The sequence below is a fragment of the uncultured Serinicoccus sp. genome, from assembly GCF_947487915.1.
GTDB lineage: Bacteria > Actinomycetota > Actinomycetes > Actinomycetales > Dermatophilaceae > Ornithinicoccus.
This window is the reverse complement of record NZ_CANKYH010000006.1, coordinates 209433-233727: the sequence shown is the minus strand read 5'-3', so window position 1 is coordinate 233727 and position 24295 is coordinate 209433. Positions and strand designations below refer to the sequence as shown.

General features: G+C 73.5%; 21 protein-coding genes and 1 pseudogene. 11 read left to right on the top strand and 11 right to left on the bottom strand.

The window, feature by feature from the left end:
• Positions 1–170: 170 nt before the first annotated feature.
• Positions 171–494, top strand: coding sequence for a hypothetical protein (locus Q0795_RS09675; RefSeq protein WP_298889199.1), 324 nt, complete (start codon positions 171–173; stop codon positions 492–494).
• 9 nt (positions 495–503) lie between these two features.
• Here the strand turns inward: Q0795_RS09675 and Q0795_RS09670 are convergent, their stop codons facing one another.
• Both Q0795_RS09670 and Q0795_RS09665 read right to left on the bottom strand, forming a co-directional pair.
• The gene (locus Q0795_RS09670) at positions 504–3200 is read right to left on the bottom strand and encodes a CDP-glycerol glycerophosphotransferase family protein (protein WP_298889197.1); all 2697 of its coding nucleotides are present in this window, start codon (positions 3198–3200) and stop codon (positions 504–506) included.
• On the bottom strand, positions 3200–4534 hold the full coding sequence (locus Q0795_RS09665; RefSeq protein ID WP_298889195.1) for a Gfo/Idh/MocA family oxidoreductase: 1335 nt from the start codon (positions 4532–4534) through the stop codon (positions 3200–3202). The genes Q0795_RS09670 and Q0795_RS09665 overlap by 1 nt, the downstream gene beginning before the upstream one ends.
• Before the next feature lie 45 nt (positions 4535–4579).
• Between Q0795_RS09665 and Q0795_RS09660 the strand changes: the two genes are divergently transcribed.
• Positions 4580–6274, top strand: a complete 1695-nt coding sequence (locus tag Q0795_RS09660) for a glycosyltransferase (RefSeq protein WP_298889193.1) — start codon at positions 4580–4582, stop codon at positions 6272–6274.
• 21 nt (positions 6275–6295) lie between these two features.
• Here Q0795_RS09660 and Q0795_RS09655 read toward each other — a convergent pair whose 3' ends face one another.
• The gene (locus Q0795_RS09655; RefSeq protein WP_298889191.1) at positions 6296–7363 is read right to left on the bottom strand and encodes an acyltransferase; all 1068 of its coding nucleotides are present in this window, start codon (positions 7361–7363) and stop codon (positions 6296–6298) included.
• A 44-nt stretch (positions 7364–7407) separates the two neighbouring features.
• Here Q0795_RS09655 and Q0795_RS09650 point away from each other — a divergent pair, with 44 nt between their 5' ends.
• Positions 7408–9162 carry a glycosyltransferase gene (locus Q0795_RS09650; RefSeq protein ID WP_298889189.1) on the top strand — a complete coding sequence of 585 codons (1755 nt, stop codon included), beginning with the start codon at positions 7408–7410 and terminating at the stop codon, positions 9160–9162.
• The gene (locus Q0795_RS09645; protein WP_298889187.1) at positions 9159–11702 is read left to right on the top strand and encodes a hypothetical protein; all 2544 of its coding nucleotides are present in this window, start codon (positions 9159–9161) and stop codon (positions 11700–11702) included. Before Q0795_RS09650 ends, Q0795_RS09645 begins: the two co-directional genes overlap by 4 nt.
• Here the strand turns inward: Q0795_RS09645 and Q0795_RS09640 are convergent.
• The 3 genes from Q0795_RS09640 to msrA form a co-directional block, all read right to left on the bottom strand.
• A complete protein-coding gene (locus Q0795_RS09640) occupies positions 11695–12582 on the bottom strand; it encodes a glycosyltransferase (protein WP_298889185.1) in 888 nt (295 codons plus the stop codon). The genes Q0795_RS09645 and Q0795_RS09640 overlap by 8 nt on opposite strands.
• The gene (locus tag Q0795_RS09635; protein WP_298889183.1) at positions 12579–13430 is read right to left on the bottom strand and encodes a CDP-alcohol phosphatidyltransferase family protein; all 852 of its coding nucleotides are present in this window, start codon (positions 13428–13430) and stop codon (positions 12579–12581) included. The genes Q0795_RS09640 and Q0795_RS09635 overlap by 4 nt, the downstream gene beginning before the upstream one ends.
• Positions 13431–13553: 123 nt before the next feature.
• Positions 13554–14225 carry a peptide-methionine (S)-S-oxide reductase MsrA gene (gene msrA / locus Q0795_RS09630; RefSeq protein ID WP_298748890.1) on the bottom strand — a complete coding sequence of 224 codons (672 nt, stop codon included), beginning with the start codon at positions 14223–14225 and terminating at the stop codon, positions 13554–13556.
• 226 nt (positions 14226–14451) lie between these two features.
• Between msrA and greA the strand changes: the two genes are divergently transcribed.
• Positions 14452–14943, top strand: coding sequence for a transcription elongation factor GreA (greA, locus tag Q0795_RS09625; protein ID WP_058890847.1), 492 nt, complete (start codon positions 14452–14454; stop codon positions 14941–14943).
• Between the two features lie 27 nt (positions 14944–14970).
• Here the strand turns inward: greA and Q0795_RS09620 are convergent, their stop codons facing one another.
• Positions 14971–15441 carry a DUF4307 domain-containing protein gene (locus Q0795_RS09620; protein ID WP_298889178.1) on the bottom strand — a complete coding sequence of 157 codons (471 nt, stop codon included), beginning with the start codon at positions 15439–15441 and terminating at the stop codon, positions 14971–14973.
• Between the two features lie 128 nt (positions 15442–15569).
• On the opposite strand from Q0795_RS09620, the gene mca reads away from it, so the two are divergent.
• Together mca and Q0795_RS09610 are read left to right on the top strand one after the other, a co-directional pair.
• Positions 15570–16625, top strand: coding sequence for a mycothiol conjugate amidase Mca (gene mca, locus Q0795_RS09615; protein ID WP_298889176.1), 1056 nt, complete (start codon positions 15570–15572; stop codon positions 16623–16625).
• Positions 16622–16876 (top strand): hypothetical protein, encoded by a 255-nt coding sequence (locus tag Q0795_RS09610; RefSeq protein ID WP_298889174.1) that lies wholly within the window; start codon positions 16622–16624, stop codon positions 16874–16876. Before mca ends, Q0795_RS09610 begins: the two co-directional genes overlap by 4 nt.
• Before the next feature lie 54 nt (positions 16877–16930).
• On the opposite strand, the gene Q0795_RS09605 is transcribed toward Q0795_RS09610, so the two are convergent.
• Positions 16931–17632 carry a hemolysin III family protein gene (locus Q0795_RS09605; protein WP_298889172.1) on the bottom strand — a complete coding sequence of 234 codons (702 nt, stop codon included), beginning with the start codon at positions 17630–17632 and terminating at the stop codon, positions 16931–16933.
• Between the two features lie 116 nt (positions 17633–17748).
• On the opposite strand from Q0795_RS09605, the gene Q0795_RS09600 reads away from it, so the two are divergent.
• The 4 genes from Q0795_RS09600 to Q0795_RS09585 all read left to right on the top strand — a co-directional run bounded on the left by Q0795_RS09600 (position 17749) and on the right by Q0795_RS09585 (position 22170).
• A complete protein-coding gene (locus Q0795_RS09600) occupies positions 17749–18513 on the top strand; it encodes an isoprenyl transferase (RefSeq protein WP_298889170.1) in 765 nt (254 codons plus the stop codon).
• Between the two features lie 218 nt (positions 18514–18731).
• Complete coding sequence (locus Q0795_RS09595) at positions 18732–20105, top strand: PhoH family protein (RefSeq protein WP_298889168.1); 1374 nt, start codon at positions 18732–18734, stop codon at positions 20103–20105.
• A 230-nt stretch (positions 20106–20335) separates the two neighbouring features.
• Positions 20336–21280: a lytic transglycosylase domain-containing protein gene (locus tag Q0795_RS09590; RefSeq protein WP_298889166.1), complete on the top strand. Its 945-nt coding sequence runs from the start codon at positions 20336–20338 to the stop codon at positions 21278–21280.
• Between the two features lie 80 nt (positions 21281–21360).
• Positions 21361–22170: a DUF1206 domain-containing protein gene (locus Q0795_RS09585; RefSeq protein ID WP_298889164.1), complete on the top strand. Its 810-nt coding sequence runs from the start codon at positions 21361–21363 to the stop codon at positions 22168–22170.
• A gap of 51 nt (positions 22171–22221) precedes the next feature.
• Here Q0795_RS09585 and Q0795_RS09580 read toward each other — a convergent pair whose 3' ends face one another.
• From Q0795_RS09580 to coaA, 3 genes and pseudogenes are all read right to left on the bottom strand, one after another.
• On the bottom strand, positions 22222–22776 hold the full coding sequence (locus Q0795_RS09580; protein ID WP_298889319.1) for an MFS transporter: 555 nt from the start codon (positions 22774–22776) through the stop codon (positions 22222–22224).
• 16 nt (positions 22777–22792) lie between these two features.
• A pseudogene (locus Q0795_RS17245) lies at positions 22793–23296 on the bottom strand (MFS transporter); the annotation flags it as partial.
• The gene (coaA, locus tag Q0795_RS09575) at positions 23293–24249 is read right to left on the bottom strand and encodes a type I pantothenate kinase (RefSeq protein WP_298889162.1); all 957 of its coding nucleotides are present in this window, start codon (positions 24247–24249) and stop codon (positions 23293–23295) included. The pseudogene Q0795_RS17245 and the gene coaA, both read right to left, overlap by 4 nt.
• Positions 24250–24295 lie beyond the last annotated feature (46 nt).

Genomic DNA, 24295 nt, shown 5'->3' with positions numbered 1-24295 from the left:
TCCCTCCGGGGGCGGCCCGTCGGCGTGTGCGGGGACGCCCGCGCGACCGGCCGGGGACGGGTGCGTGAACGTGCCGTGAACCCTTGCCGATCCGGGCCGATCTGGCGCCCGGGGCCTTCTCGGCCGGGGCAGACTGACCGTGTCGGCACGTCGAGACGGAAGGAACGGTCATGACCACTGGGTGGGTTCCCGTGCGGGTCGTCCGCTGGCCCGCGCAGGAGGAGGACCGTGCGTGGTGCGCCCAGCGGTCACTGCCCTGCCTCCTGCTGGTCGCCGGGGGGACGCCGCTGCCGCAGCCGGGGCTCACGGAGGCCGTCCTGCCCGAGACGGCGGGCGAGGAGGCGGTCGCCGCGGCGGTGGACGACCTCGCCTGGCGCCCGGCCGCACAGCCGCGTCCCGACCGGTGTGCGGCGCGGGCCGGTGGCCGCAGCACGGTCCGGCGACCGGCCCGACGTCCCCGCTCGCTCGTGGGGGCGCTCGCGGCGCTGCTCTGAGGCGGGCCGTCAGCCCTCGGCGAAGAGACGACGCACGACCCGCTCGGCACTGTGCCCGTCGTCGAGGTGGTTGAACCGCTCGACCCAGTCGTCGTAGCGCCGGGCGTAGCGGTCGGTGTCGCCCATCGCCCGGATCGCGTCGACCACCGCCTCCTGGGTGCTCACCACCGGGCCGGGGGCCTGCTCGGCCAGGTCGAAGTAGACCCCGCGCACGTCGTCGCGGTACTCGTCGAGGTCGGGGACGTAGAAGATCATCGGCCGGCGGGTGACCGAGAAGTCGAACATCACGGAGGAGTAGTCGGTGATCATCGCGTCGGCCGCCAGGAAGAGCTCGGTGATGCTGGGGTAGGTGGTGACGTCGATGACGCCGGGCAGCTCCACGCTGCGACCGTGCCCGACGGTGCGGGAGTGGCCGCGCAGCAGCACGACGTAGTCGTCGCCGAGTCGGGCGGTGAGCCGCTCCAGGTCGAGGAAGAGCACCATCCCGGCGGCGTTGTCCCGCCAGGTCGGTGCGTAGAGGACCGCCTTCTGGTCCGGGCGGATGCCGAGCCGCTCGCGGACGTGCTCGCCCGACCCGTCCACCAGGGCGTCGTTGCGCGGGTAGCCCTCCTCGTAGAAGGTGCCCTCCCAGGCGTAGGCGCTGCGGAAGATCTGCGTGCTGTGGTGGTTCTGGCTGAGCAGGACGTCCCACTTGTCCCGCTCGACCAGGAGCGCGGCGCGGGTGGAGGCGCCCGCGGTCGGTCGGTCGAGGCCGATGCGCTTGAACATCGAGCCGTGCCAGGTCTGCAGGACGGTCTGGAACGGCTGCGGGACGAAGCGGCTGCGCAGCCAGTCGTTGACGACGACGTGGCGCGACCTCGCCCGCGCGTCGAACCACGCCTGCGTGCCGTCCACCACGGCGACCGCGCCCTCGGGCACGGGCACCGACAGGTCGGTGACGCCCCAGTAGCGCACCCAGTCCGGGTGCTCCCGGGCGATCACCGCGTCGATCGCGAACGGGTTGCAGGTGGCGAGCCGGCCGTAGAACGACTCGAGGTAGACCGACTGCTGCGGCTCGTGGGGACCGCGCAGGTATGCCGCGTCCATGCGCCGCTGGTGGAAGGAGCCGAGCTCCTCGGGACCGCGGGTCAGCCCCACCCGTAGCCGCAACGACCGGCCGCGACCGGTCTCCCAGCGCAGGCGGGCCTCGGTGAGGGCCAGCTTCTCGGGGGTCCGAGCGACCAGGGACGGTGCCGTCATGACCCGCACCGTCCGCCCGGTGGGGTCCACGGCCCGCAGCACGTAGCTGCCCGTGCGGGGCAGCTGCGCCGGTCCGCCCCACTGGCTCTGCCGGAGGTCGGCCCACGCCGACCAGGTGCCGTCGGGCCGAAGATCCAGGTGCGCGGCCAGCGTCTGCCGTCGACCGACCAGGCTGAGCGACAGCTGGTCCGCCGGCCCGCCCCAGGTCCCGTGGAACTGCAGGCGGGGGCCGGGGCCGGGATCCAGGGTCGCGTCGGTGACCACCAGCTGGGAGCCGGTCTCCCCGACGAGCAGGCTCCCACCGTCGCCGGAGTAGGCCAGCAGCCCGGAGCGGGGGTCCTGCACGGGATCGGACTGGTCCAGCGGGGTGGCCGCCACGTGCTCCACGCCCTGCTCGTCGACGACGACCAGGCGGTACGTCTGCGCGACCCGACGCTGGCCCTCGTGCTCGTCCCCCTGCGGCGCCGGGGCCGTGGAGGCCGACTGCTCCGCAGAGACCTCCTCCAGGCCCCCGTCCGCACCGTTCTCCTGGGCGCCCTGCGTCGAGGTCTCGTCGCTGTCCGACCCCAGCAGGTCGCTCTCCAGCCACGTCGTGGTCCACGTCTCGGGTACCTGCGCGCGGACCGTGACGATGGCCGGTGCGCCGTCCACCGGCTCGAGCGTCAGGGGGCGACGGGCATCCCGCGACACCAGCTCCGCCCGGGCGACGCGGCCTCCGCGCAGCTCGACCCGGGCCCGCACCTCACGGCCCTCGACCGCCACCTCGCCGGCCGTCGCGACCGGGAGGTGGCGCTCGACGGACAGCCCGCGGCGGCGGACCCAGCGCGGGACGAGCTGGACCCCGCCGGGGAAGGTGCGGACGCCCAGGACCCGGGCCGACCCCGCGCGGTGACGCGCCTTCAGCGTGCCGGAGGAGGATCTGCCGTCCGCTCCCGTGACCCGCACGTGCACCCGCCAGGGGTGGGGGTCCGTGTCGGCCAGGAGGGGTGCGAGGTCGAACCTGGCGACGAAGGCGGTGTTGGCGTAGTCGAACTCGGCGCGCCGGGCCAGGCCGTTGATCTCCATCTCGGTGACCGGCTCCACCTGGGCCCGGACCGGCGTCGAGGAGCCCCGCCGGCGCAGCTCGACCTCGATGCGCGGGTGCTGCTCGTGGCCGTACCCACGCTCGTAGGCCCACCCGGTGATCTCGTAGGTCGTGCCGTCGAGCCAGCGCGCCGACCAGAGGGTGGCCACCCAGCCGATCTGGCGGTCGGTGACCGTGTTGAGGGTGCGGCGGGCGGTCTGCCGGCCCAGCACGTAGGCGCGCTGCAGCACGGCGTTGTCCGAGCCGCGCGCGGCCACGAGCCGACGGCGCAGCACCCGTCGCGCCTGCCGGGTGAGGTGGAAGCGTGCGTCACGGACGGCGGAGCGCACCCGCGCACCGCCCGGCACCGAGGAGGGGCGCTGCGGCGGCGGCGCGGAGGTCATCAGGCGATCACCCGGGCGTCCGCCCGCCCCCGCTCGATGATGTCGGCGATCGCCACGGACTCCGCGGCCCGCAGCTTGTAGGACTCGGCCGTCTCGTTGCGGATGAGCCAGGCGAACTCCGCGAGCTCGTAGCGCAGGCCGTCACCGTCGAACTTGTAGTAGTACTTCTTGTTCTCCCGGCTGTCCTCGAAGCGGGCCTCGAAGTACTCCGTCTTCCACCACGGTGCGGGGACGTAGAGGTACCCGGCGCTGCCCGCCACCACGAGGTCGCCCTCGGCCTTGACGCCCAGGCCCGTCCGCGCGGTGGCCTCCCCGTGCCGGAAGGTCAGGTCCATCTTGGAGTAGACCTCGACGGCCGACCCCTCCGGGCGCAGCGACGTGGTCCGGACGTCGGTGACCTCCGTGCCCAGCAGCTTGATCACCGCCACGAGGGGGTAGCTGGCGAGCTCGGAGATGCTGCCGCCGGCCGGTGCCTCCAGCTCACGACCCTCGTCGACCAGCTTGGTGAAGGTGGCGTCGACCGAGCGGACCTGGCCGATCGCCCCGCTGCGGGCCAGGGCGACCATCCGCTGGAAGCCGGGCGCGAAGGCCGTCTTGATCGCCTCGACCAGCACCAGCCCGCGCTCGCGCGCCCGGGCGAAGAGCTCCTCGGTGTCCCTCCGCGACAGGGTCATCGGCTTCTCGCAGAGCACGTGGACGCCCGCGTCGAGCGCGCGCCGGGTGAAGTCGGCGTGCGTGTCGTGCGGGGTGGCGACGTAGACCGCGTCGACCGCCTCGAGCAGGGCGTCGTAGTCCTCGAAGGCCTGGTTCAGCTCGTGCTGGGCGGCGAACGCCTCGGCCGCGCGGTGCGTGCGGTTGTGCACGCCCTCGACGCTGATCCCGCTGACGAAGCGCGCCTCCTGCACGAAGCGGTGGGCGATCCGGCCGGCCCCCACGACCCCGAGCTTGATGACCCCGGCCTCGTTGCGCAGCTGCGTGCTGGACACGCCCTTGGTCCGCTCGAGGTAGACGACGTCGCAGTAGTCGTTGAGGTAGTCGAAGCGGCCGAGCCAGTCGGAGCCGATGGCGAAGACGTCGACCTGGTGCTTCTGGATGTCCTGGACCTTCTGGCCCTCGTACTCCTCGATGATGATCTTGTCCGCGAGCCCGCTGTCCTCGACGTTCTTGATCCGCGTCATCAGACTCTGCTGCACGTTCAGCTTGCCGCGGGCGTCGTCGTAGTTCTCCGTCGTCACGCCGACGATGAGGTAGTCGCCGAGCGCCTTGGCGCGCTCCAGGAGCCGCCGGTGACCCTCGTGGAACAGGTCGTAGGTGCCGTAGGTGATGACACGCACTCTCGGTAACCTCCTCGTGATGGACTCATGCGAGTATGCCTGTTGATGGCAGGAACACCGAGATCCACGCCGCGCCGCGTCCTCGACCGGCTGCGGCGCTCGCTACGGCCCGGCGACCGCGCGACGGCCTCGGAGCCCCCTCCACAGCCTGCCGCGAGGCGTCGCGACCCCGTCCCCGAGCTACGGCCGCCACCGGACGTCCTGCACGTCGTCCTGGTGGAGGGCATACCGATGGAGTTCGGGGGCCGCACGGCCTCCATCCTGGCCAAGTGCCGGACCCTCTACGAGCAGGGCGGCGTCCGCTCGGTCGTCCTGGTGCGCAACCACGCGCACACCCTGCCCCGCGCCGTCGAGGGCATGCGCCGCCGGGGCCAGCTCGGCGAGGGGGTGGAGATCCGCTGGCTCATGGACGCCTATCCGGACGGCACCGAGCCGGTCGACCCGCCCCTGCCCACGCGGGAGAGCCCTGCCGACCTCGAGGCCCGCGGGTGGGTCTGCAGGGGCCGCGCCCTCGTCCTCCGCTCCGGGGGCGTCCGCCGGGAGGTGCGCCGCTTCCGGGACGGGGTGCTGGAGCACGTGGACTCCTACGACCCCGACGGTCGTCGGGTGCGTCGCGAGGAGTACGACGCCACGGGCCGGCTGCGCCGCACGCTGCGGTGGATACCGGACGTGAGCACGCCCGTGGAGCACATCTTCCACCGCCGCAGCGGCGCGCCGATGTATGCGCTGACCCTCGCCCCACCACCCAGCGCCGGGGGGCGGTCCCGGGAGGTCTCGGTGACCCTCTTCGACGAGACCGGCGAGGTGGAGTCGACGCACGAGGGGTCACTGGCCCCCGTGGTCCACCGGGCCCTGGACACGCTCACCGCGGGTCGGCCGACCGTGCTCGCCGTCGAGGCGCGGCAGGTGGACCGCGACATCTTCGGCTACCGCCGCGACCATGTGCGCACGTGCGTCGTGGCGCACAACTCCCACCTGCGGACGGCCACCGGGGCGACGGACGACCTGCGCGGGTCCTTCCGCCGCCTCTTCCGGCACCTCGACGCCGTGGACGCGATGGTCTTCCTCACCGACAGCCAGCGCGCCGACGCCGAGGCGCTGCTCGGCCGCCGCGACACCTTCTGGGTGATGCCGCACGCCGCGCCCGGGACGGCCACGCACACCGACGTGGAGCGGGACCCCCGGTTGGTCATCATGATGGGCCGGCTGGCCGGGCAGAAGCGCACCGACCACGGCATCCGGGCCTTCGCCCAGGTGCTGGAGCAGGTGCCCGACGCACGCCTGGAGATCTACGGGGAAGGCGTCCGCCGGGCCGAGCTGCAGCAGCTCATCGACGAGCTCGGGGTGGGTGGGTCGGTCACCCTCGAGGGGTTCACCCAGCAGCCGGGGCGGGAGTACCGCCGGGCCACCCTGTGCCTGCAGTCGAGCCTCTTCGAGGGTGCGCCCATGGTGTTCGTGGAGGCGCTGCGGCAGGCGTGCCCGATCGTCAGCTACGACATCCGCTACGGCCCCGCCGACATCGTCGACCACGGGGTCAACGGGTTCCTGGTCCCGGACGGCGACATCGACGGGCTGGCGGCCCGGACCGTGCAGGTCCTGCAGGACCCGGGTCTGGCCCGCAGGCTCAGCCAGGGGTGCGCCGGGGTCGACGAGCGCTTCGGCCAGGAGGCCTTCGCCGCCCGGTGGTTCCACCTGTTCCGCACCCTCTACCCGGACCTGCCGGCCACGGTCCGGGGGTGAGCGTCGAGCCCCCCTGGGGGCTCAGCGCGCCGACAGTGAGCGCTGGACGGCGCGCCGCATCGGCCCGTGGAGCGGCCGCTCGACGAGTCGGTGGACGGCCCAGGCCAGCAGGAGCGACAGCGAGCTCGCCAGCGCCAGGACGACGTGGCTGTCGATGCGGCCGCCGAGGGTGTCGATGACGAAGAACCCGAACTGGCCGTGCACGAGGTAGAGGGGGTAGGTGAGGGCGCCGGCCGCGGTGAGCCAGGCCCAGTCCAGCCGGGCCAGCGGGCCGGTGGAGCAGGCGTAGACGAGGGCGAACAGCAGGACGACCAGCACTGCGACGACCGCCTCCGAGGCCGGTGCGTCGCTGTGCCGGGGCGCGACGGTGTCGGCATACCGGGTCGCCTGATGGACCGCCAGGACGACGTTCAGCCCGATCCCGAGCACGACCAGCAGGTCCGGCCCCTCGCGGTGGAGGAGGTAGAGCAGCATCCCGCCGGCGAAGTAGGGCGCCCAGCTGGTGATGAGCAGGGACTCCAGCAGAGCCGTGTCGGTCGCCCGGGCGAGCTGCGCCAGGACCGGCCACAGCAGCGCGAAGGCGAGGGCCCGGTGGCGGGTCACCTCGCCCAGGGCGAGGAGGACGCCGATGAGCAGGTAGAACTTCAGCTCGACCCACAGCGTCCAGAAGGCGCCCTGGACGTTGGTGACGCCCCACGCCTCCTGCAGCATCGTGAGGTTGACCAGCGCCTCGACGGGGTCGACGCGGCGCCCTCCGTCCCAGAAGGCCTGCAGCGCCACCGTGAGCAGGACCGCCGCCCAGTAGGCCGGGTACAGGCGCGAGATGCGGGAGGCGACGAAGGCGGGGAGGCTGCGGCCGTAGGCCGTCATGAGGATGACGAAGCCGGAGATGACGAAGAACAGCTCGACCCCGAGGTACCCGTAGCGGGTGAGCAGGCTGAGCTGGGGGAACTCCTGCGTGGCGGCGTGGCCCCAGAACTCCTGGTCGATCGCCGTGTAGTGGTAGGCGAGGACCGCCAGCGCCGCGAGCAGGCGCAGCCCGTCGAGCGCGGCCAGTCGTGGCCGGGCGGATGCGTGGCTCGTGGGCATGGTCAGGTCCCTCGTGGGGTGAGCGGGTGAGAGGATCGGTGGTCATGATAGGCAGGCTGACCCGGGCAGCGCGGCGGGCGATCGTGACCGGACGCGAACGGGCGCACGGCGCGACGGCCACCGGGCAGGAGGCGGCCACCGGTGCTGGACCGGCGCAGGAGGTCGCGGTCGAGGCCGTGACGGAGGGCGGCGAGCCGCTCCGGGTGCGCCACGACCCCCTGCCCGAGCCGGCGCCGGCCCCCGACGTGCTGCACGTGGTCGCGGTCGAGGGGATCCCGGTCGAGTACGGCGGGCGCACCTCCTCGATCCTCGCCAAGTGCGGCCACCTCTACGACGTGGCGGGCGTGCGCTCGGTCGTGCTCGTCCGCAACCACTCGCCGTTCCTGCCGCGCGCCGTGGCCTCGATGCGCCGCCGCGGCCACCTCTCGGACGGGGTACAGGTCCTGAGCGTCCTGGACGCCCTCCCCGACGCCAGCGCACCAGGGGTCCCCGACGACCGGGCTGGCCTCACCGGTGAGCAGCTGCTCGCGCAGGGATGGACCGACGTGGGGTCGACGGGATCGGCGTACTCGTGGTTCGAGGAGGGCCGGCTGGTGGCGAGGCGGCGGTATGCGCAGGGTCGGCTCCTGCTGGAGGACCGGTTCGACGACGTCCGGGTGCGGGTGCGCCGGGACGAGTTCTCCGAGGACGGCCGCCTGGTCCGCTCGACGTTCGGTGACGACGGCCCCGGGAAGCGCCGGCAGCACGTGGCCTACCGACGGGACGGGCGGCCCCTGTTCGCGCACGTCCTGCGGCAGCCCGAGACCGGGAAGGGGTGGGCCACGGACCTCGGCGCCACCACCTTCGACGAGGCGGGTGTCCCCGAGGGGGAGCACGAGTCCTTCGCGCCGGTGCTGCACCGTGCCCTCGACGCGGTCACGGCGGGCCGGCCCACCATCCTGTCCGTCGAGGCGCGCATCCTGGACCGGGAGCTGACCGGCTACGACCGCCCCCACGTGGCGCGGTGCTCGGTCCTGCACAGCTCACACCTCGCGGCGCCGGGCGACGACGTGAGCCGGCTGCGGCCGAGCTTCGCGCGGGTGCTGCGGAGCACGGGGCCGGACCCGGTGGTCTTCCTCACCGAGCGCCAACGGGCCGAGGCCGAGGCCTACCTGGGGGAGCAGGCGCGCTTCCGGGTGATCCCGCACGCGGCGCCGCACCCGGAGCAGGGGCGGGCGGTCGACCGGGACCCCGACCTGGTCGTCATGGTGGGGCGGCTCAGTGACGTCAAGCAGACGGGCCACGGGGTGAAGGCCTTCGCGAGGGTCCTGAAGAAGCACCCGCAGGCCCGGCTGGAGATCTACGGGGACGGCGAGCTGCGGCCCCGCCTGCAGGAGCTCATCGAGCGTCGCGGACTGAGCGGCTCGGTGCGCCTCATGGGCTTCACCACCGACCCGCAGGAGGTCTTCCGACGAGCGAGCCTCTGCCTGCTGACCAGCAAGTACGAGGGGGCCCCGATGGTCCTCGGCGAGGCGATGGTCAACGGCTGCCCGGTCGTCAGCTACGACATCCGGTACGGTCCCTCGGACATGATCACCGACGGGGTGAACGGCTTCCTCGTCGCCCCGGGTGACGTGGGCGCGGTGGCCGAGGCTACGCTCCGGGTGCTGCAGGACCCCGGACTGGCGCACCAGCTGAGCGCCGGGTGCGCCCGGGTCGCCGAGCAGTACGGACGCGAGGCGTTCGTCACCCGCTGGGTCCACCTCTTCCGCGAGCTGTCCACGCAGCTGTCCCCGAGTCACCAGGAGGCCGTGTCATGAGCAGGCCGCGCCCGCTGTCCTCCGCCCGTCGGGTGCTGCGCCGGGTGGCCCGCAGGAGGGCCCCCGCCCCGCGCACGCCCGGGCGCCCGAGCGGACCGGCGGGGACCGACGGCCCCGCCCGGGAGGTGACCCAGGAGCCCGCCCCCGCCGCACCCGCTGCGCGACCGGACCACGGCCACGCGGCGGAGGTCGCTCCGCTCGGCAGCCGCGGCCCCACGCTCAGCGAGCGCGTGGTGACCTCGGTCCGTCAACTGCTGGGCGAGGCGCGCGTCGGGGAGGCCGTGTCGACGGGGTATGCCCTCCTGGCCGACCCCGTCGGCAGGCCGCTCGGGCACCTGGTGCTCGGTATGGCCCGCCGGTCCATCTCCGAGGCCGAGATCGCCTGGCAGGACCTCAGCCAGGTCGGGGAGGCGGAGCTGGCCGCCCTGGGTGCGGAGGACTGGTTCGTCCCGGCCTACGAGTTCGACCCGCAGGGCGCCGCCGACATGCTGCGCCGGGTCCTGGACGAGCAGCGTCACCTGGCGTGGACCGGCACCCAGCTGCTGCTCGTCGCCCGGGCCGCGTATGCCGCGCAGGACTGGGAGGGCGTCCGCGCGGTCGTGGCGTCCGTGACGGCCGGGGACACCGTCCACGTGGCGGCGAGCCGTCGCCACGAGCTGCTCGACCTGCTGGAGTGGCTCCCGGGCGGGCGGTACCGCGCGGCGACCCCGACGCTGGACTCCACGGTCCGGGTCGGGCTGATGAACTACCGGGCGCCCGGGCCGGGGTCGCGCAACGTCGGGGACTGGATCCAGACCCTGGCCTCCACCGGCCACCTGGTGCGCCACGCGAACGTCTCCTACGTCGCCGACGACCCCGAGCTGCTGCGCCTCGTGCAGGACCTGGCCGCCGGGGTGCGACCGGAGCGGGTGCTGCGCGACACCCCCCGAGCGACGGTCCAGGTCGTCGAGGTGCACCGGGACGGCATGGCGCTCCAGGACCTCCCGCAGCCGACGTGGGTGCCGACCTTCGGCTGGTTCCTCCACCCCGTCACCGGGCAGGACTACCTCTTCCCGTTCGCCGACGCCGTCCGCCCGATCTTCATCTCCTTCCACGTCAACAAGCCGGACATGCTCACCCCGGCCGCGGTCGACTACCTTCGCCGCTACGGTCCGGTGGGGTGCCGCGACTGGCAGACCGTGGCACTGCTGCACGCCGTCGACGTCCCGGCCTTCTTCTCCGGGTGCATGACCACGACGGTCGACACCGTGGTGCCGCCGGGGCCCGCCGAGGACCGCACGGAGGTCGCCTACATCGACTTCCCGGGTGGGCCGGACGTCGCGGTGGTCGAGCAGTCGATCACCGGGCTGCGCAGCCTCAGCTTCGCGCAGAACCTGGAGCTGGCGCGGCAGTGGGTCGACGACTACGCGAGGCGCTACCACACCGTGCGGACCTCCAGGCTGCACTCCAACCTGCCCTCCCGGTCGGTGGGGTGCACGGTCGAGTTCGCTCCGAAGAACCGGTCCGACGTGCGCTTCGGCGGGCTCATCGACATCGACGACGAGGCGTTCGAGGCCATCCGCCACGGCATCCTGGACAAGCTGGCGGCGGTGATGGAGCTCGTCCTGGCCGGAGCGCACGAGGACGAGGTCTACGCCCGGTGGCAGGAGGTCTGTGCCCCCGACGTGGAGATGGCCAGCACCACCCTCGGTGCGATGCACCTCGACCTCGCCGAGCCCGTCCCGGTCCCGGCGTGGACGGGTGCGGCTGAGCACGCGGTGGTCGTGGACCTGGGCCCCGGCGAGGCGGCGCACCTCCCCGGTCTGCTCCGGGCGTTGGCCGACCGGCTGCCGCCCGCCTCCTGCGTCCTGGTGTCAGGCGACGAGACCCTCAAGGCCGGGCCGCTGCCCGAGGTCGGGGTGCCGGTGACCCTCGTGAACCGGACCACCGCCGACCTCGGGGCGCACGGTCCGCGCCTGCGGGACAGCACGCTGCGCCGGGAGGTGCTGCTGGCGGTGGCGGTGCAGAGCGTGCCGGACGCACGCCGCGTGGTGGTGCTGCCTGCCGCGGTGCTGCTTCCCGACGACCTGTCGGGACTGTTCGACGTCGACCTCGAGGACCTGCCCCTGGCGGCTCCGGCGGACCCGCGGCGCGGGCGTCGGCAGCTGGCCGGACTGATCCGCTCGCTCAGCTCGAGGCAGGGCGACGACGCGGCCGGCGCCCTCGAGCTGGTCGCGGCCGCCTCCCGCGACGCGGACGTGCTCCGGGTGCCCTTCGACCCGGTGGTCCTCGTCGCCGACCCCGCCGCGCTGCGCGCCGCCGGGCTGGAGCGGGTCGTCCCCCTGATGCTGCGCTACGGCGCGACCTTCCGAGAGGCCCTCAACATCGTCCTCGGCGGCCGCTGGACCGCGTTGGCCACCGAGTGGGCCACCGCAGCACACCTGCAGACACCGTCGGCCGACGCCGAGGTGGTCACCTACCGGGTCGGGGCACGGCCGTGGTCGGACCTCGTGACGGCGGGCCAGGAGGCCTGGCAGGCGCAGCAGCCCACGGTCAGATGACGAGGAAGCGGCCGTGGCGCGCCATCCGCGCCACGTCCCGCCAGCGCAGCCGGGACCGGTCCTCGCCGGGCTCGAACGGGTCCTGGCGCCATCCGTCCCACCACCCCGCCCACCAGGACTGCAGGCCGTCCCGCTGGGTCGTCCAGCGCACGAGCTGGATGCCCGTCCAGCTGGTGACGTACGCGAGGGCCAGCGGGCCGGGGAGGTTGCGGCGGGCCAGCCAGACCCGGTTGCGGGCGTTCTTGTAGAAGTAGTCGGAGTGGCGGCGCGGGTCGATGACCGGGTGGCCCGTGCGCAGCGAAGGGACGTAGCGCACCGTGTAGCCCGCCGCCCACACCCGCCACGCCAGCTCGATGCCCTCGTGGGCGTAGAAGAAGATGCCCGGCCAGCCCCCGGTCGCCTCGAAGGCCTGGCGGCGCATCGCGACGGTCATCTCGACCACGCTGAAGACGTCGGCCTCGGTATGCCGCTGGCGCGCCCCGAGCCGGGGGATCCACCGGCCCGGCAGGGGAGCCTCGCCGGCGTCCGGGTCTTCGATGAGCGGCTGGACGAGCCCGACCTCGGGATGGTCCTCGAGGTAGCGGGCCGTCCTCAGCAGCACGTCGTCGTCGATGAGCCAGGCGTCGTCGTCGAGGAAGAAGAGGACGTCGCCCTCGACGTGCGGGACGCCGGCGTTGCGCCCGGCCGGGATCCCGACGTTGGTGGGCAGGGCCAGGGTCTTCACGTGCTCGGGCAGGCCGGAAGGGTTCCACGCGTTGCCCACCACCACCACGTCGAGCTCGACCCCGCGCTGGCGCAGGAGCGAGTCCAGGCCGCGCCGCAGCTCCTCCGGGCGACGCCCCTGGGTGAGGACCACGACGGCGAACCGGGGGGCGCTCACGACGAGCCCTCCCGGCGCAGCCGCCCCGAGGCGAGGATGGCGCTCGCGTGCCCGACCGTCACCGGCACGACGAGGACGGCCATGGCCACGACCTGGACCCGGGCGGCGGCCAGCTCCTCGCCCACGAGCGCGCCCACGAGGGCGACCGCGAGCGTGACGAGGGTCATCTCGACGGAGTGGAACATCCGGTGCACGGGCAGCAGGCGGGCCGTCCGGCGCAGGGTTCCGAGGGCCGTGCGCGGCGGGACGGCGCGGGCCGCCGCGGTGTCCGGGAGCGGCCCCAGGCCGACGGCGGCCCGGGAGGCGTGCACCATCTCGTTGAGCGCCTTGTTGAGGACCAGGAAGGTGGCGAGGACGGCGCCGGCGAAGGCATACCCGAACCACTGCGCCGGGTCCTGCTCCGCGCCACCGACGAGGCCTGCGGCCCGCCACCCCAGGGCGAGCGCGATGGCGGCCTCGACCGTGTAGTGGCCCACCTTGTCGAGGAAGATGCCGACCGGGCCGGACAGCCCTTTCCACCGGGCGACCTCCCCGTCCGAGCAGTCGAGCAGCATCTGCAGCTGCGCCAGCAGCGCGCCGAGCGCCGCGCCGAGCAGACCGGGGACGAGCAGCGCTCCGGCGGCGGCCCAGCCGGCGACCATCATGAGGGCGGTGACGCCGTTCGCCGAGAGCGGGGTGGGGATGAGGGCGCGGGTCAGGTGCGGCGAGAGCCTCCGCAGGTACAGGTCACCCGTCCAGTGCTCGGCGTTCCCGCGGGCCAGGACCTCCGGCGGCTGCGCGACGGCCCGCACCTGGGCGAGGGTGGGCCGGGGAGGCCGCGGGCCGTCACCGGCCGACGGGTCAGCCATGGACCAACTCCCTCGCTCGACCGGCAGTCCGACCCGCTGGAGTCTAGACGGTGAACGCCGGATGTCCGAGGGACACCGTCCACGACCCCGCCGTCGGACGGGCGGGAGGTCGAGGGCGCGGCCTCAGTCGGGCGGGGCGATCGAGGTCTGCGCCGGGAGCTGGTCCTGGGACACGAGGCCGACCGGGCAGGTGTAGCCGTTGGGCCCGTGGTTGCAGTACCCACCGGGGTTCTTGTGGAGGTACTGCTGGTGCGCCTCCTCGGCGTAGTAGAACGGGCCGGCCTCCGCTGCGGGGAGCAGCTCGGTGACGATCGGCCCGTGCCCGGCCCGCGCCAGGACCTCGCCGAAGGCCGCGGCCGTGGCCCGCGCCGCCTCCTCCTGCTCGGCGGTGGTCCAGTAGATCGCCGAGCGGTACTGGGTCCCGATGTCGTTGCCCTGGCGGTCGGCGGTCGTCGGGTCGTGGTTCTCCCAGAACGCCTTGAGCAGCTGCTCGGGGTCGGTGCGGGCGCGGTCGTAGGCGACGAGGACTGACTCGGTGTGGCCCGTGCGCCCCGTGCACACCTCACGGTAGGTGGGGTTCGGCGTGCTGCCCCCCTGGTAGCCGGCTGCCGTGGTCACGACCCCGGGCAGCTGCCAGAAGATGCGCTCGGCACCCCAGAAGCACCCCATGGCCACCGTCATCACCTCGGTGCCCTCCGGCCACGGTCCGTGCATCGACGACCCGAGCACGACATGGCGCTCCGGGATGTCCGGCAGGGGGGTGGGGCGTCCGGGAAGGCTGCTCTCGCGATGCATCCTTCGAGTGTCGCACCCGCCTCGCGGCCGTGCCAGCGCGGGCCGCGTGGGTCGACTCCTCCGGTGCTGCGGGCTAGACTGGTGCGTTGATCCACGGTCCGGGCCCTTCGGTGGCCCGGACCTTGTGTTTGGGCGACGGTGCGTGACCGCACCGGTCCGGACGCACGACCGCAGGGCGCGGTCGGGCCCGGAGCCCGGCCACGCGAGACGACACGAGGAGAGAGCAGTGAGCGACACCGCAGCAGCCAGCTACCTGACGCAGGAGGCGTACGACCGCCTCCACGCGGAGCTGTCCAGGCTCAAGGAGCAGGGACGCTCGGAGATCAGCAAGCGCATCGAGGCCGCGCGCGAGGAGGGCGACCTCAAGGAGAACGGCGGCTACCACGCCGCCAAGGAGGAGCAGGGCAAGATGGAGGCCCGGATCCGCCAGCTCGAGCACCTCCTCCAGACCGCGGTCGTCGGGTCGGCCCCTCCGGACGACGGCGTCGTCGAGCCGGGCATGGTGGTGACCGTGGAGATGTTCGGGGACGAGGAGACCTTCCTCCTCGGGTCCCGGGAGATCATCTCCGAGGGCAGCGACCTCGACGTCTACAGCGAGCAGTCGCCGCTGGGGGCGGCTCTGCTCGGGGCCCGGACCGGTGACACGGTGAGCTACGAGGCGCCCAACGGCAAGACCGTCGAGGTCACCATCGCCAAGGCCTCGCCCTACCAGGCCTGATCCCCACCCCCTCGGCCGACGGGGTGCTCAGCCCTCCCGCGGCGCCTCGTCGGCGTACCAGCACTGGTCGACGTAGCCGGTGATCGCCGGGGACGCGGTCGCGACGCTCTCGACATGACGGCTGGGCGACTCCGCGGACCCCGCGACCCGCACCTCGGTGCGTCCGACGACGACGTGCGCCGCCGACTGGGCCTCCAGGGTGCAGATGGCCTCGCGGGCGGGGTCGCGCCGCAGGTCGAAGCGCACGTCGACCCGGCCGTCGGTGACGACGTCGAAGCCGGTGTTCACCCAGTGCACCCGGCCGCGCGTCGCCCCGAGCCCCCAGACGACCGCCACGAGGCTCATGGCCAGCACGGCGACCAGCCCCACCGCCCACCACCGGCGGTCGCGGGGCGCCGACCGCTGTGCAGCCTCGGCCTGCTCCTCCACGAGGTCCCAGTCCACGTCGTCGGCTCCACCGGCCCGCGGCTCGGGAGGTTCAGGACTGCGGGCGGTCACGTGCGGCTGCCTTCCGGGATGGTGAGAGGATGACACGGTGCCGATCGGCGGCACGACCACCATTGTCCGTCACCCCGGGGTCGACCGTGACGTCGGCCCCGGGGTGACCCGACGCGGAAAGGACCGCCATGCCCACGAGCGGATCGGGCCTGCGCCTCATGGCCGTGCACGCCCACCCCGACGACGAGTCGAGCAAGGGCGCCGCCACGGTGGCGCACTACGTCTCGCAGGGGGTCGACGTGCGCGTGGTCTCCTGCACGGGCGGCGAGCGCGGGGACGTCCTGAACGAGAAGCTCAAGGACGACGTGCACATCGTGCGGGACATCACCCAGGTGCGCCGGGACGAGATGGCCCGCGCCGCACAGATCCTCGGGGTCAGCCACACCTGGCTCGGCTTCGTCGACAGCGGTCTTCCCGAGGGTGACCCGCTGCCGCCGCTGCCGGAGGGCTGTTTCGCCCTGGAGCCGCTCGAGGTGACGACCGAGGCGCTGGTCCGGGTCATCCGGGAGTTCCGCCCGCACGTCCTCACGACGTACGACGAGAACGGCGGCTACCCCCACCCCGACCACGTCATGACCCACACCGTGACCATGGCGGCCTTCGAGGCGGCCGGCGACCCCGAGGCATACCCGCACGCGGGTCAGCCCTGGCAGCCGCTCAAGGTCTACTACAGCGGCTGGGACCCGCAGCGGATGATCCGCCTGGACGAGGCGATGGTCGAGGCCGGCCACGAGCCCCCCTTCGCGGACTGGCGCAAGCACCTGGGGAGCCGGCCGCGGCGGGTCCTCACCACGCGGGTGCCGTGCGGCGAGCAGTTCTCGGTCCGCGACGACGCGCTGCGCGCGCACGCGACGCAGGTGGACCCCGACGGGCCGTGGTTCCGGGTGCCCCTGGAGATCCAGCAGCGCGTCTGGCCCACGGAGGACTACGAGCTCGCGCGCTCCCTCGTCGCGGTCGAGCTCCCCGAGGACGACCTCTTCGGCGGCCTGCGCGAGCACCCGGTCGGGGAGCTGGACCAGCTGTGCGGCCGGGTGCACGAGCGCGACCCCGACGGATCCCTGGTGCTGGCGCACCGTGGCGACCCGCCGCTGCCGCCGTCGGGCGAGGTGCCCGGTGACGGGGACGGCGATGCGGACGGCGACGGGGTGGACGACGTGCGCCGTGAGGAGGGGCACGAGCAGTGAACGAGACCGGCGTCCAGATCACCGCGGGGCTGGGAGGATTCCTCGTCCTCTTCGGCCTGTGCCTGGCCCTGTGGTTCCTGGGGCGCGACCTCACCCGCCGGCTGCGCCGGATGCGTCGCGCGGAGGACGTCCGGCTGCAGGAGCAGGAGAGTCGGGCCCGGCGCCCGCCGGTGCAGGACGGGGCGGCCACCGAGCGCCGCGAGGGCGGGCAGCCCGACGAGGCGCGCGCCGACGAGGACCCGATCGGCTGAGCTCGACGCGCCTGGGAGCGCCGGTCGCATCCCCGGTCGGTTCGGGGCTCCGGCTCAGGACGCGGGGGTGGCGGCGGTGAGGCTGAGGTAGGTCGCCGCCCAGTGCGCGGCGAAGGCCGCGACGGTGAAGGCGTGGAAGACCTCGTGGAAGCCGAACCACCGCGGCGAGGGGTCCGGCCGGCGCAGTCCGTAGACGACGGCGCCCAGGGTGTAGCACAGACCGCCGAGGGCGATGAGGGCGACGACGAGCGGGCCGCCGCTGCGCCACATGGGGACGAGGAAGAAGACGGCCACCCACCCCAGCGCGATGTAGACGCCGGTGTAGAGCCAGCGCGGGGCGCCGAGCCAGAACACCCGGAAGAGCACCCCCGCGATCGCGCCGGACCACACCGTCCACAGCAGGATCTGCCCTTGCGTGGGAGGGAGGAGCACCACCGCGAAGGGGGTGTAGGTGCCCGCGATGATGAGGAAGATGTTGGCGTGGTCCCAGCGCTTGAGGATCTGCGCCGTGCGGGGGCTCCAGCGTCCGCGGTGGTAGAGCGCGGAGGTCCCGAACAGCAGGACCCCGGTGATCGCGAACACGAGCGCGGCCACCCTGGCGGCGGGCGTCGGCGCCACGACGACGAGCACTGCCCCGGCGGCCAGCGCCACCGGCACCATCCCCAGGTGCAGCCACCCGCGCAGGTGCGGCTTGACGTGGTCGGCGAGAGAGCCACGCGGGCCTGTGGTGGGGCTCGGGGCCGGGCGCGATGACATACGGCCAGGCTAACCTACGCAACCGTAGGTTACGAAGTCGTAGGTTGCCCTCCGGGCCCCGCCCGCCCCTCCGCTGGGTGCAGACGGTGCTCAGGGGCTGCGGGTAGGTTGGGCGTATGCCGACGCCGAGGGACCTGGTCTACCGGGCCTACAACTCCTCGCTGCGCCGGCACCTGCCCAGCGAGCGGCTCCCGCGGCACATCGGGGTGATGCTGGACGGCAACCGGCGGTGGGCGAGGCTTCGGGGCGCCGAGACCGCCGACGGCCACCGCGCTGGTGCCGAGAACATCGCCCCCTTCCTCGGATGGTGCGAGGAGGCCAGGGTCGAGGTGGTGACGCTCTGGCTGCTGTCCACGGACAACCTCAACCGCCCGACCCAGGAGCTGGGGCCGCTGCTCACCATCATCGAGGGTGTCGTGGAGCAGCTCGCCCTCACCGGACGGTGGCCGGTCCGGGTCGTCGGCGCCCTGGACCTCCTGCCCGCCGAAACCGCGGACCGGCTGACCGGCGCCGCCCGGAGCACCGGGGCGGTGGACGGGATGCTCGTCAACGTCGCGATCGGCTACGGGGGCCGGCGCGAGATCGCGGACGCCGTGCGTTCGCTGCTGCGGGACGCGGCGGAGTCCGGCACCACCCTGGAGGAGCTCGCCGACACCGTGACCGTCGAGGACATCGCCGGTCACCTCTACACCCGTGGTCTGCCGGACCCCGACCTGGTGATCCGCACGTCCGGCGAGCAGCGGCTCGGCGGCTTCCTGCTGTGGCAGAGCGCGCACAGCGAGTTCTACTTCTGCGAGGCCTTCTGGCCCGACTTCCGCAAGGTGGACTTCCTGCGGGCGCTGCGCGCCTACGCCGAGCGCGAGCGACGCTTCGGCAGCTGAGCGACACGCCGCGCGCAGGTGCGCCCGCCGGGCGGAGCGCGGCATACGGTCGGAGCAGACGCGGGGCACTCCCGCCCCGCCTCTCGGGAGGCCCACCACATGGAGCTCTGGCTCAGGCGGAGGGCCGGTTCCGGCTCACGCCGTGGCGTGGCCCGGTCCCGGACCGCCCATCGCCGCCGATGCGCTGCCGACCGGCGCGCGTCGCCGAAGGAGCCCGCATGAGCCAGCGCCACGGCACGCCCACCGTCGACGTCCTCGACACCGACGTCACCCCTTTCGACGCCCTGCCCGAGGTGGGTCGCAAGACCTACGTCCTCGACACCTCGGTGCTGCTCTCCGACCCGCGGGCGCTGCTGCGCTTCGCCGAGCACGAGGTCGTGGTCCCGGTGGTCGTCATCACCGAGCTGGAGGGCAAGCGGCACCACCCGGAGCTGGGCTACTTCGCCCGGCAGGCGTTGCGCATGCTCGACGACCTCCGGGTGGTGCACGGGACGCTCAGCGAGCCGGTGCCGGTGGGGCAGGCCGGGGGGAGCCTGCGGGTCGAGCTCAACCACACCGACCCCGCGGCCCTGCCGGCGGGTTTCCGGTTGGGTGACAACGACTCCCGCATCCTCGCCGTGGCGGCCAACCTGGCCGCCGAGGGTCAGGACGTCACCGTGGTGAGCAAGGACCTGCCGATGCGGGTGAAGGCCTCGGCCGTCGGGCTGGACGCGCAGGAGTACCGCGCGGAGCTGGCCGTCGACAGCGGCTGGACCGGCATGGCCGAGATCGAGGTCGACGACGAGCAGATGCGCCAGCTCTACGACGGGGGGCGGCTGCAGCACCCCGAGGCGGCGGAGCTGCGCACCCACACCGGCCTGACGATCCTGGGTGCCTCGGGCAGCGCACTCGGTCGCGTCACCCCGGACCGTTCGGTCAAGCTGGTGCGCGGCGACCGCGACGCCTTCGGGCTGCACGGTCGGTCCGCGGAGCAGCGCATCGCGCTGGACCTGCTGCTCGACCCCGACGTGGGGATCATCAGCCTCGGTGGCCGTGCCGGCACGGGCAAGAGCGCCCTGGCCCTGTGCGCCGGGCTGGAGGCGGTGATGGAGCGACGCCAGCACCGCAAGGTCATCGTCTTCCGCCCGCTGTACGCCGTGGGGGGGCAGGAGCTGGGCTACCTGCCCGGCAGCGAGAACGACAAGATGGGACCGTGGGCCCAGGCCGTGTTCGACACCCTGGGGGCGGTGGTCTCCAAGGAGGTCGTGGAGGAGATCCTCGACCGGGACATGCTCGAGGTGCTCCCGCTCACCCACATCCGGGGTCGCTCCCTGCACGACGCCTTCGTCATCGTGGACGAGGCCCAGAGCCTGGAGCGCAACGTCCTGCTCACGGTCCTGTCCCGCATCGGCCAGAGCTCGCGGGTCGTGCTCACCCACGACGTGGCGCAGCGCGACAACCTGCGGGTCGGTCGGCACGACGGGGTGGCCGCGGTGATCGAGGCCCTCAAGGGGCACCCGCTCTTCGCCCACATCACGCTGCACCGCAGCGAGCGCAGCCCGATCGCCGCCCTGGTGACAGAGATGCTGGAGGGGTCGGACGCGCTCCTGTGACGCACGCGGCGTAGCGTAGTCGTCACGGCAGTCACACCGGCCCCAGGTCGGTGTGACCTTCGCCACGTCTCGGCGCCAGGGTTTGACGCGACCACCGCGAACCGGCACGGTAGAGGGGTACATCACGTTTTGGTAACGCCGTCCGGCCCCGATCGTCCACGATCTCCCTGCCGGGCCCCCTGCATCCCTGCGACAGCGACGGCGCCAACCCGACTGAGGAAGTTGTGCCCATGCCCCATGCCCCCCTGACCGACGACCAGCAGGCCCGCCACACGCGCGGCCGACGGATGAGCCCGGCGGCCATCGCCGTCACCGCATCCATCGCCGCCGGGTCGCTCGGCCTGGCGACCTACGCCGCCACGGCCGGCGCCGGCACCGCGGAGTCCGCGGACTCGCAGGACTCGATGCGCGCGTCGGTCGGGCAGTTCTCGCCGACGGTCGCCGCGGACGCGGTCGCCGCGCTGAGCGACACCGCGGCCGAGGAGTCCACCGGCATGTTCGCGCAGATGAAGCAGATGCGCGAGGACCAGGCGGCCGCCCTCGGGGTGTCCACCGGTGTCCGCGACGAGAGCCTGCAGACGGTTCAGGACCAGGCCGAGCGCATCTCGCAGGAGCGGGCCGAGGAGAAGCGCGCCGCCGCGGAGAAGGCCGCCCGCGAAGCCGCCGAGAAGGCCGCTGCGGAGCAGGCCGCCGTCGAGGCCGCTGCCGCCGAGCAGGCTGCCGTCGAGGCCGCTGCCGCCGAGCGGGCCGCCGCCGAGCGCGCCGAGCAGGAGCAGGCCGCCTCCCGTAGCCAGGAGCGGGCCGCCCAGCCCGAGCCGCAGCCGCAGGCGCAGCCCGAGCCGGAGCCGGAGCCGGAGCCCGCCCCGGTCTTCAGCGGCGACGCCCGGGGCATCGCGCAGTCGATGCTCGGCAGCTACGGCTGGGGCATGGACCAGTGGGGCTGCCTGGACTCGCTGTGGCAGAAGGAGTCGGGCTGGAACCACACCGCCATGAACCCCAGCTCGGGGGCGTACGGCATCCCGCAGTCTCTGCCCGGCAGCAAGATGGCCACCGCCGGCGCCGACTGGCAGACCAACCCGGCGACCCAGATCGAGTGGGGCCTGGGCTACATCTCCGGCCGCTACGGCTCGCCGTGCGCCGCGTGGGCCCACTCCCAGGCCGTCAACTGGTACTGAGACCGGGCACACCGGCTCCCGGCACCTCCTGACAGCACCCCCGCTCGCGCCGCGACGGGGGTGCTGTCATGCTCGCCGGCGTGAGCAAGGACATCGTGGACGAGGGTTCCCGCCGCGCGCGCCAGGTCGCGGACCACCCGTGGCTGGAGACGCTCGCGCGGGTCGGTTTCGCGGCGAGCGGGCTCATCCACCTGGCCCTGGGCTGGATCGCCGGCCGGGTGGCCCTCGGGGGCGGTGGCGAGGCCGACACCAGCGGTGCCATCGCGACGGTGCGGGAGGCACCGGCGGGGCCGGTGCTGCTGTGGTTCTGCGTGGTCGGCTTCCTCGCCCTCGCCCTCTTCCAGGTCCTCGAGGGGACGGTCGGGGGCGGTGAGATCGGTGACCGGGTCAAGGCGGTCGGCAAGGGGGTGCTGTATGCCGTCCTCGGCGTCATCTCGGTGCGTTTCGCGACCGGAGGAGGGAGCTCGGGGGGAGGGGAGTCCAGCGCCGACCTGACCCAGCGGCTCATGGAGATGCCCGGCGGGCGGCTGATCGTCGGGGCCGTCGCGCTCGGCGTCCTCGGGGTCGCGGGCTACCACGTCTACAAGGGCCTGAGCCAGAAGTTCCTCGAGGACCTCGCCGCGACCGGCGGTGGCAGCCTCGGGACGGGGGTGAAGGTCGCCGGCACCGTGGGCTACACCGCCAAGGGTGTGGCGCTCCTCGTCGTCGGCGGGCTCTTCGGGCTCGCCGCGTGGCAGGCCGACCCGGAGGAGGCCCAGGGCCTGGACGGCGCGCTCAAGACGCTCGCCGAGCAGCCGTCGGGCACCGTGCTGCTGCTCGCCGTCGCGGTGGGCCTGGCGCTCTACGGCGTCTACAGCCTGGCCCGTGCCCGCTACGCCCGCATGGACTGACCCGCTGCAGGCGTGACGGATCGAGCAGGGCCTGCAGGGGGCCCGTGAGGGTCAGGCGGGTGCGTCGCCCACCCGGGCACCCCGGACCGGGGAGGCGGCCGTGACCAGCGCCGCGCCGAGGAAGACCAGGGCGGCCAGGGCGAGCGCGCCACGGTAGCCGAGCCCGGCGGCGAGCAGGCCCCCGAGCAGCGCCCCGACGACGGCGACCGACCGGTTCACGGTCCGCCGGGAGGCGTTCACCCGACCGAGGAGCTCGCGGGGGGTCAGGGCCTGCCAGTAGCCCATCTCGTTGGGGTCCTCAAGCCCCATCGCGAACCCGTAGAGGGCCTGCGCCGCCCCCAGCACCACGAGCGCGAGGGCCGCACCGTGGTCCCCGGGGGTGAGCAGGGCGAGGATCCAGGCCAGGGTGCAGAGCAGCCGCCCCAGGATCATGGCGTCCCCCTCGCCGAGCCGACGGCCGACCGCCGGGGCGACGAGGGCTCCGGCGAAGCCACCGGCACCCGCCGCGGCCAGCACGAGTCCGTAGCCGGCGGCGCCGAGGTCCAGGGCCCGCAGGGCGAACAGCCCGAGCACGGTGACGGCGACGCTGTTGGCGAGGAACCACAGCGAGAGCCGAACCCGCCCCGAGCGCGGCGACCAGCGCGCCCGCCGCCGGCGGGCCGGCCGACTGCGCGACGGTCATGGACTGGCCGAGCCGGGCGTTGGCGAGCACCAGCGCATGGTGGGGCACGAGGTCGGGCAGCACCGACTGCTCCGCGGCGGCACCGAAGACCGCGAAGGTCCCCGCGACCAGGACGAGGGCCACCACACGCCATACCGTCAGGACGTCCAGCCACCACAGGAGCGCGAGCAGGAGCAGGACCACCCCCTGGGCGAGGTGGGTGACGACCAGCGTCGGGCGGCGTCTCCAGCGGTCCACGAGCGCGCCGGCGAGGAGCCCCACCAGCAGGTAGGGGGCGAACTGCGCCGCCCGGACCACGCCCACCTCGACCTCGTCGGCGCCCAGGTCGCGGATCACCAGGACGTCGAGGCCCAGGGTGGCCGTCGACAGGGCGACGAAGCCGAGGGTGCTGGCGGTCCAGAAGCCGGTGAAACCGGCGGGTCGGGGCTCGCTCGTGGACGTCACAGACGCCGCAGCCGGACCCGGTCGACGCTGTGGTCGGCCCCCTTGAGCAGCACCAGCCGGGCCCTGCTGCGGGTCGGCAGGATGTTGTCGACGAGGTTGGGGGCGTTGATGGTGTCCCAGATGTTCTCGGCGATGTCCACGGCCGCGTCGTCGGTGAGCGTGGCGTAGCGGTGGAAGTGCGAGTCCGGGTCGGCGAAGGCGGTCCTGCGCAGCTCGAGGAAGCGCTCGACGTACCACCGCTTGATGTCCCCGGCGTGCGCGTCGACGTAGACCGAGAAGTCGAAGAAGTCGCTCACGGCCAGCCCAGCCCGGCCGTTGTCGTGCGAGCGCGGCGGCTGCAGGACGTTGAGCCCCTCCACGATGAGGACGTCCGGGCGCCGGACGACGGTCCGCTCACCCGGGACGATGTCGTAGACGAGGTGGCTGTAGACCGGAGCGGTCACCTCCGCCTTGCCGGCCTTGACCTCGCTGACGAAGCGCAGCAGGGCACGGCGGTCGTAGGACTCGGGGAAGCCCTTGCGCGGCATGAGGTTGCGGCGGGCCAGCACGTCGTTGGGGAAGAGGAACCCGTCGGTCGTCACCAGGTCGACCTGGGGCCGGGACTCCCACCGGGAGATGAGCTCCTGGAGGATGCGCGCCGTCGTGGACTTGCCCACGGCCACCGACCCCGCCACGCCGATGACGAAGGGGGTGCGCTCGTGGCCCTCGTCGAGGAAGTCGCTGGTGACCTGGTGCAGCCGCCCGGTGGCGCGCTCGTAGAAGGACAGCAGCCGGCTGATGGGCAGGTAGACCTGCTCGATCTCGGCCAGGTCCAGCCGCTCGCCGAGGCCCCGCAGCCGCTCGACGTCGGCGGCGTCCAGCTGCATGGGATGCTCCTCGCGCAGCCGGGCCCAGTCGTCGCGGTCGAGCTCCACGTAGGGAGAGGGGATGGCGGTGCTGCCCGGCGAACCCATGGGGGCATTCTGCCAAGGCGGACGGGATGACGTGCCGGAGCCTGGG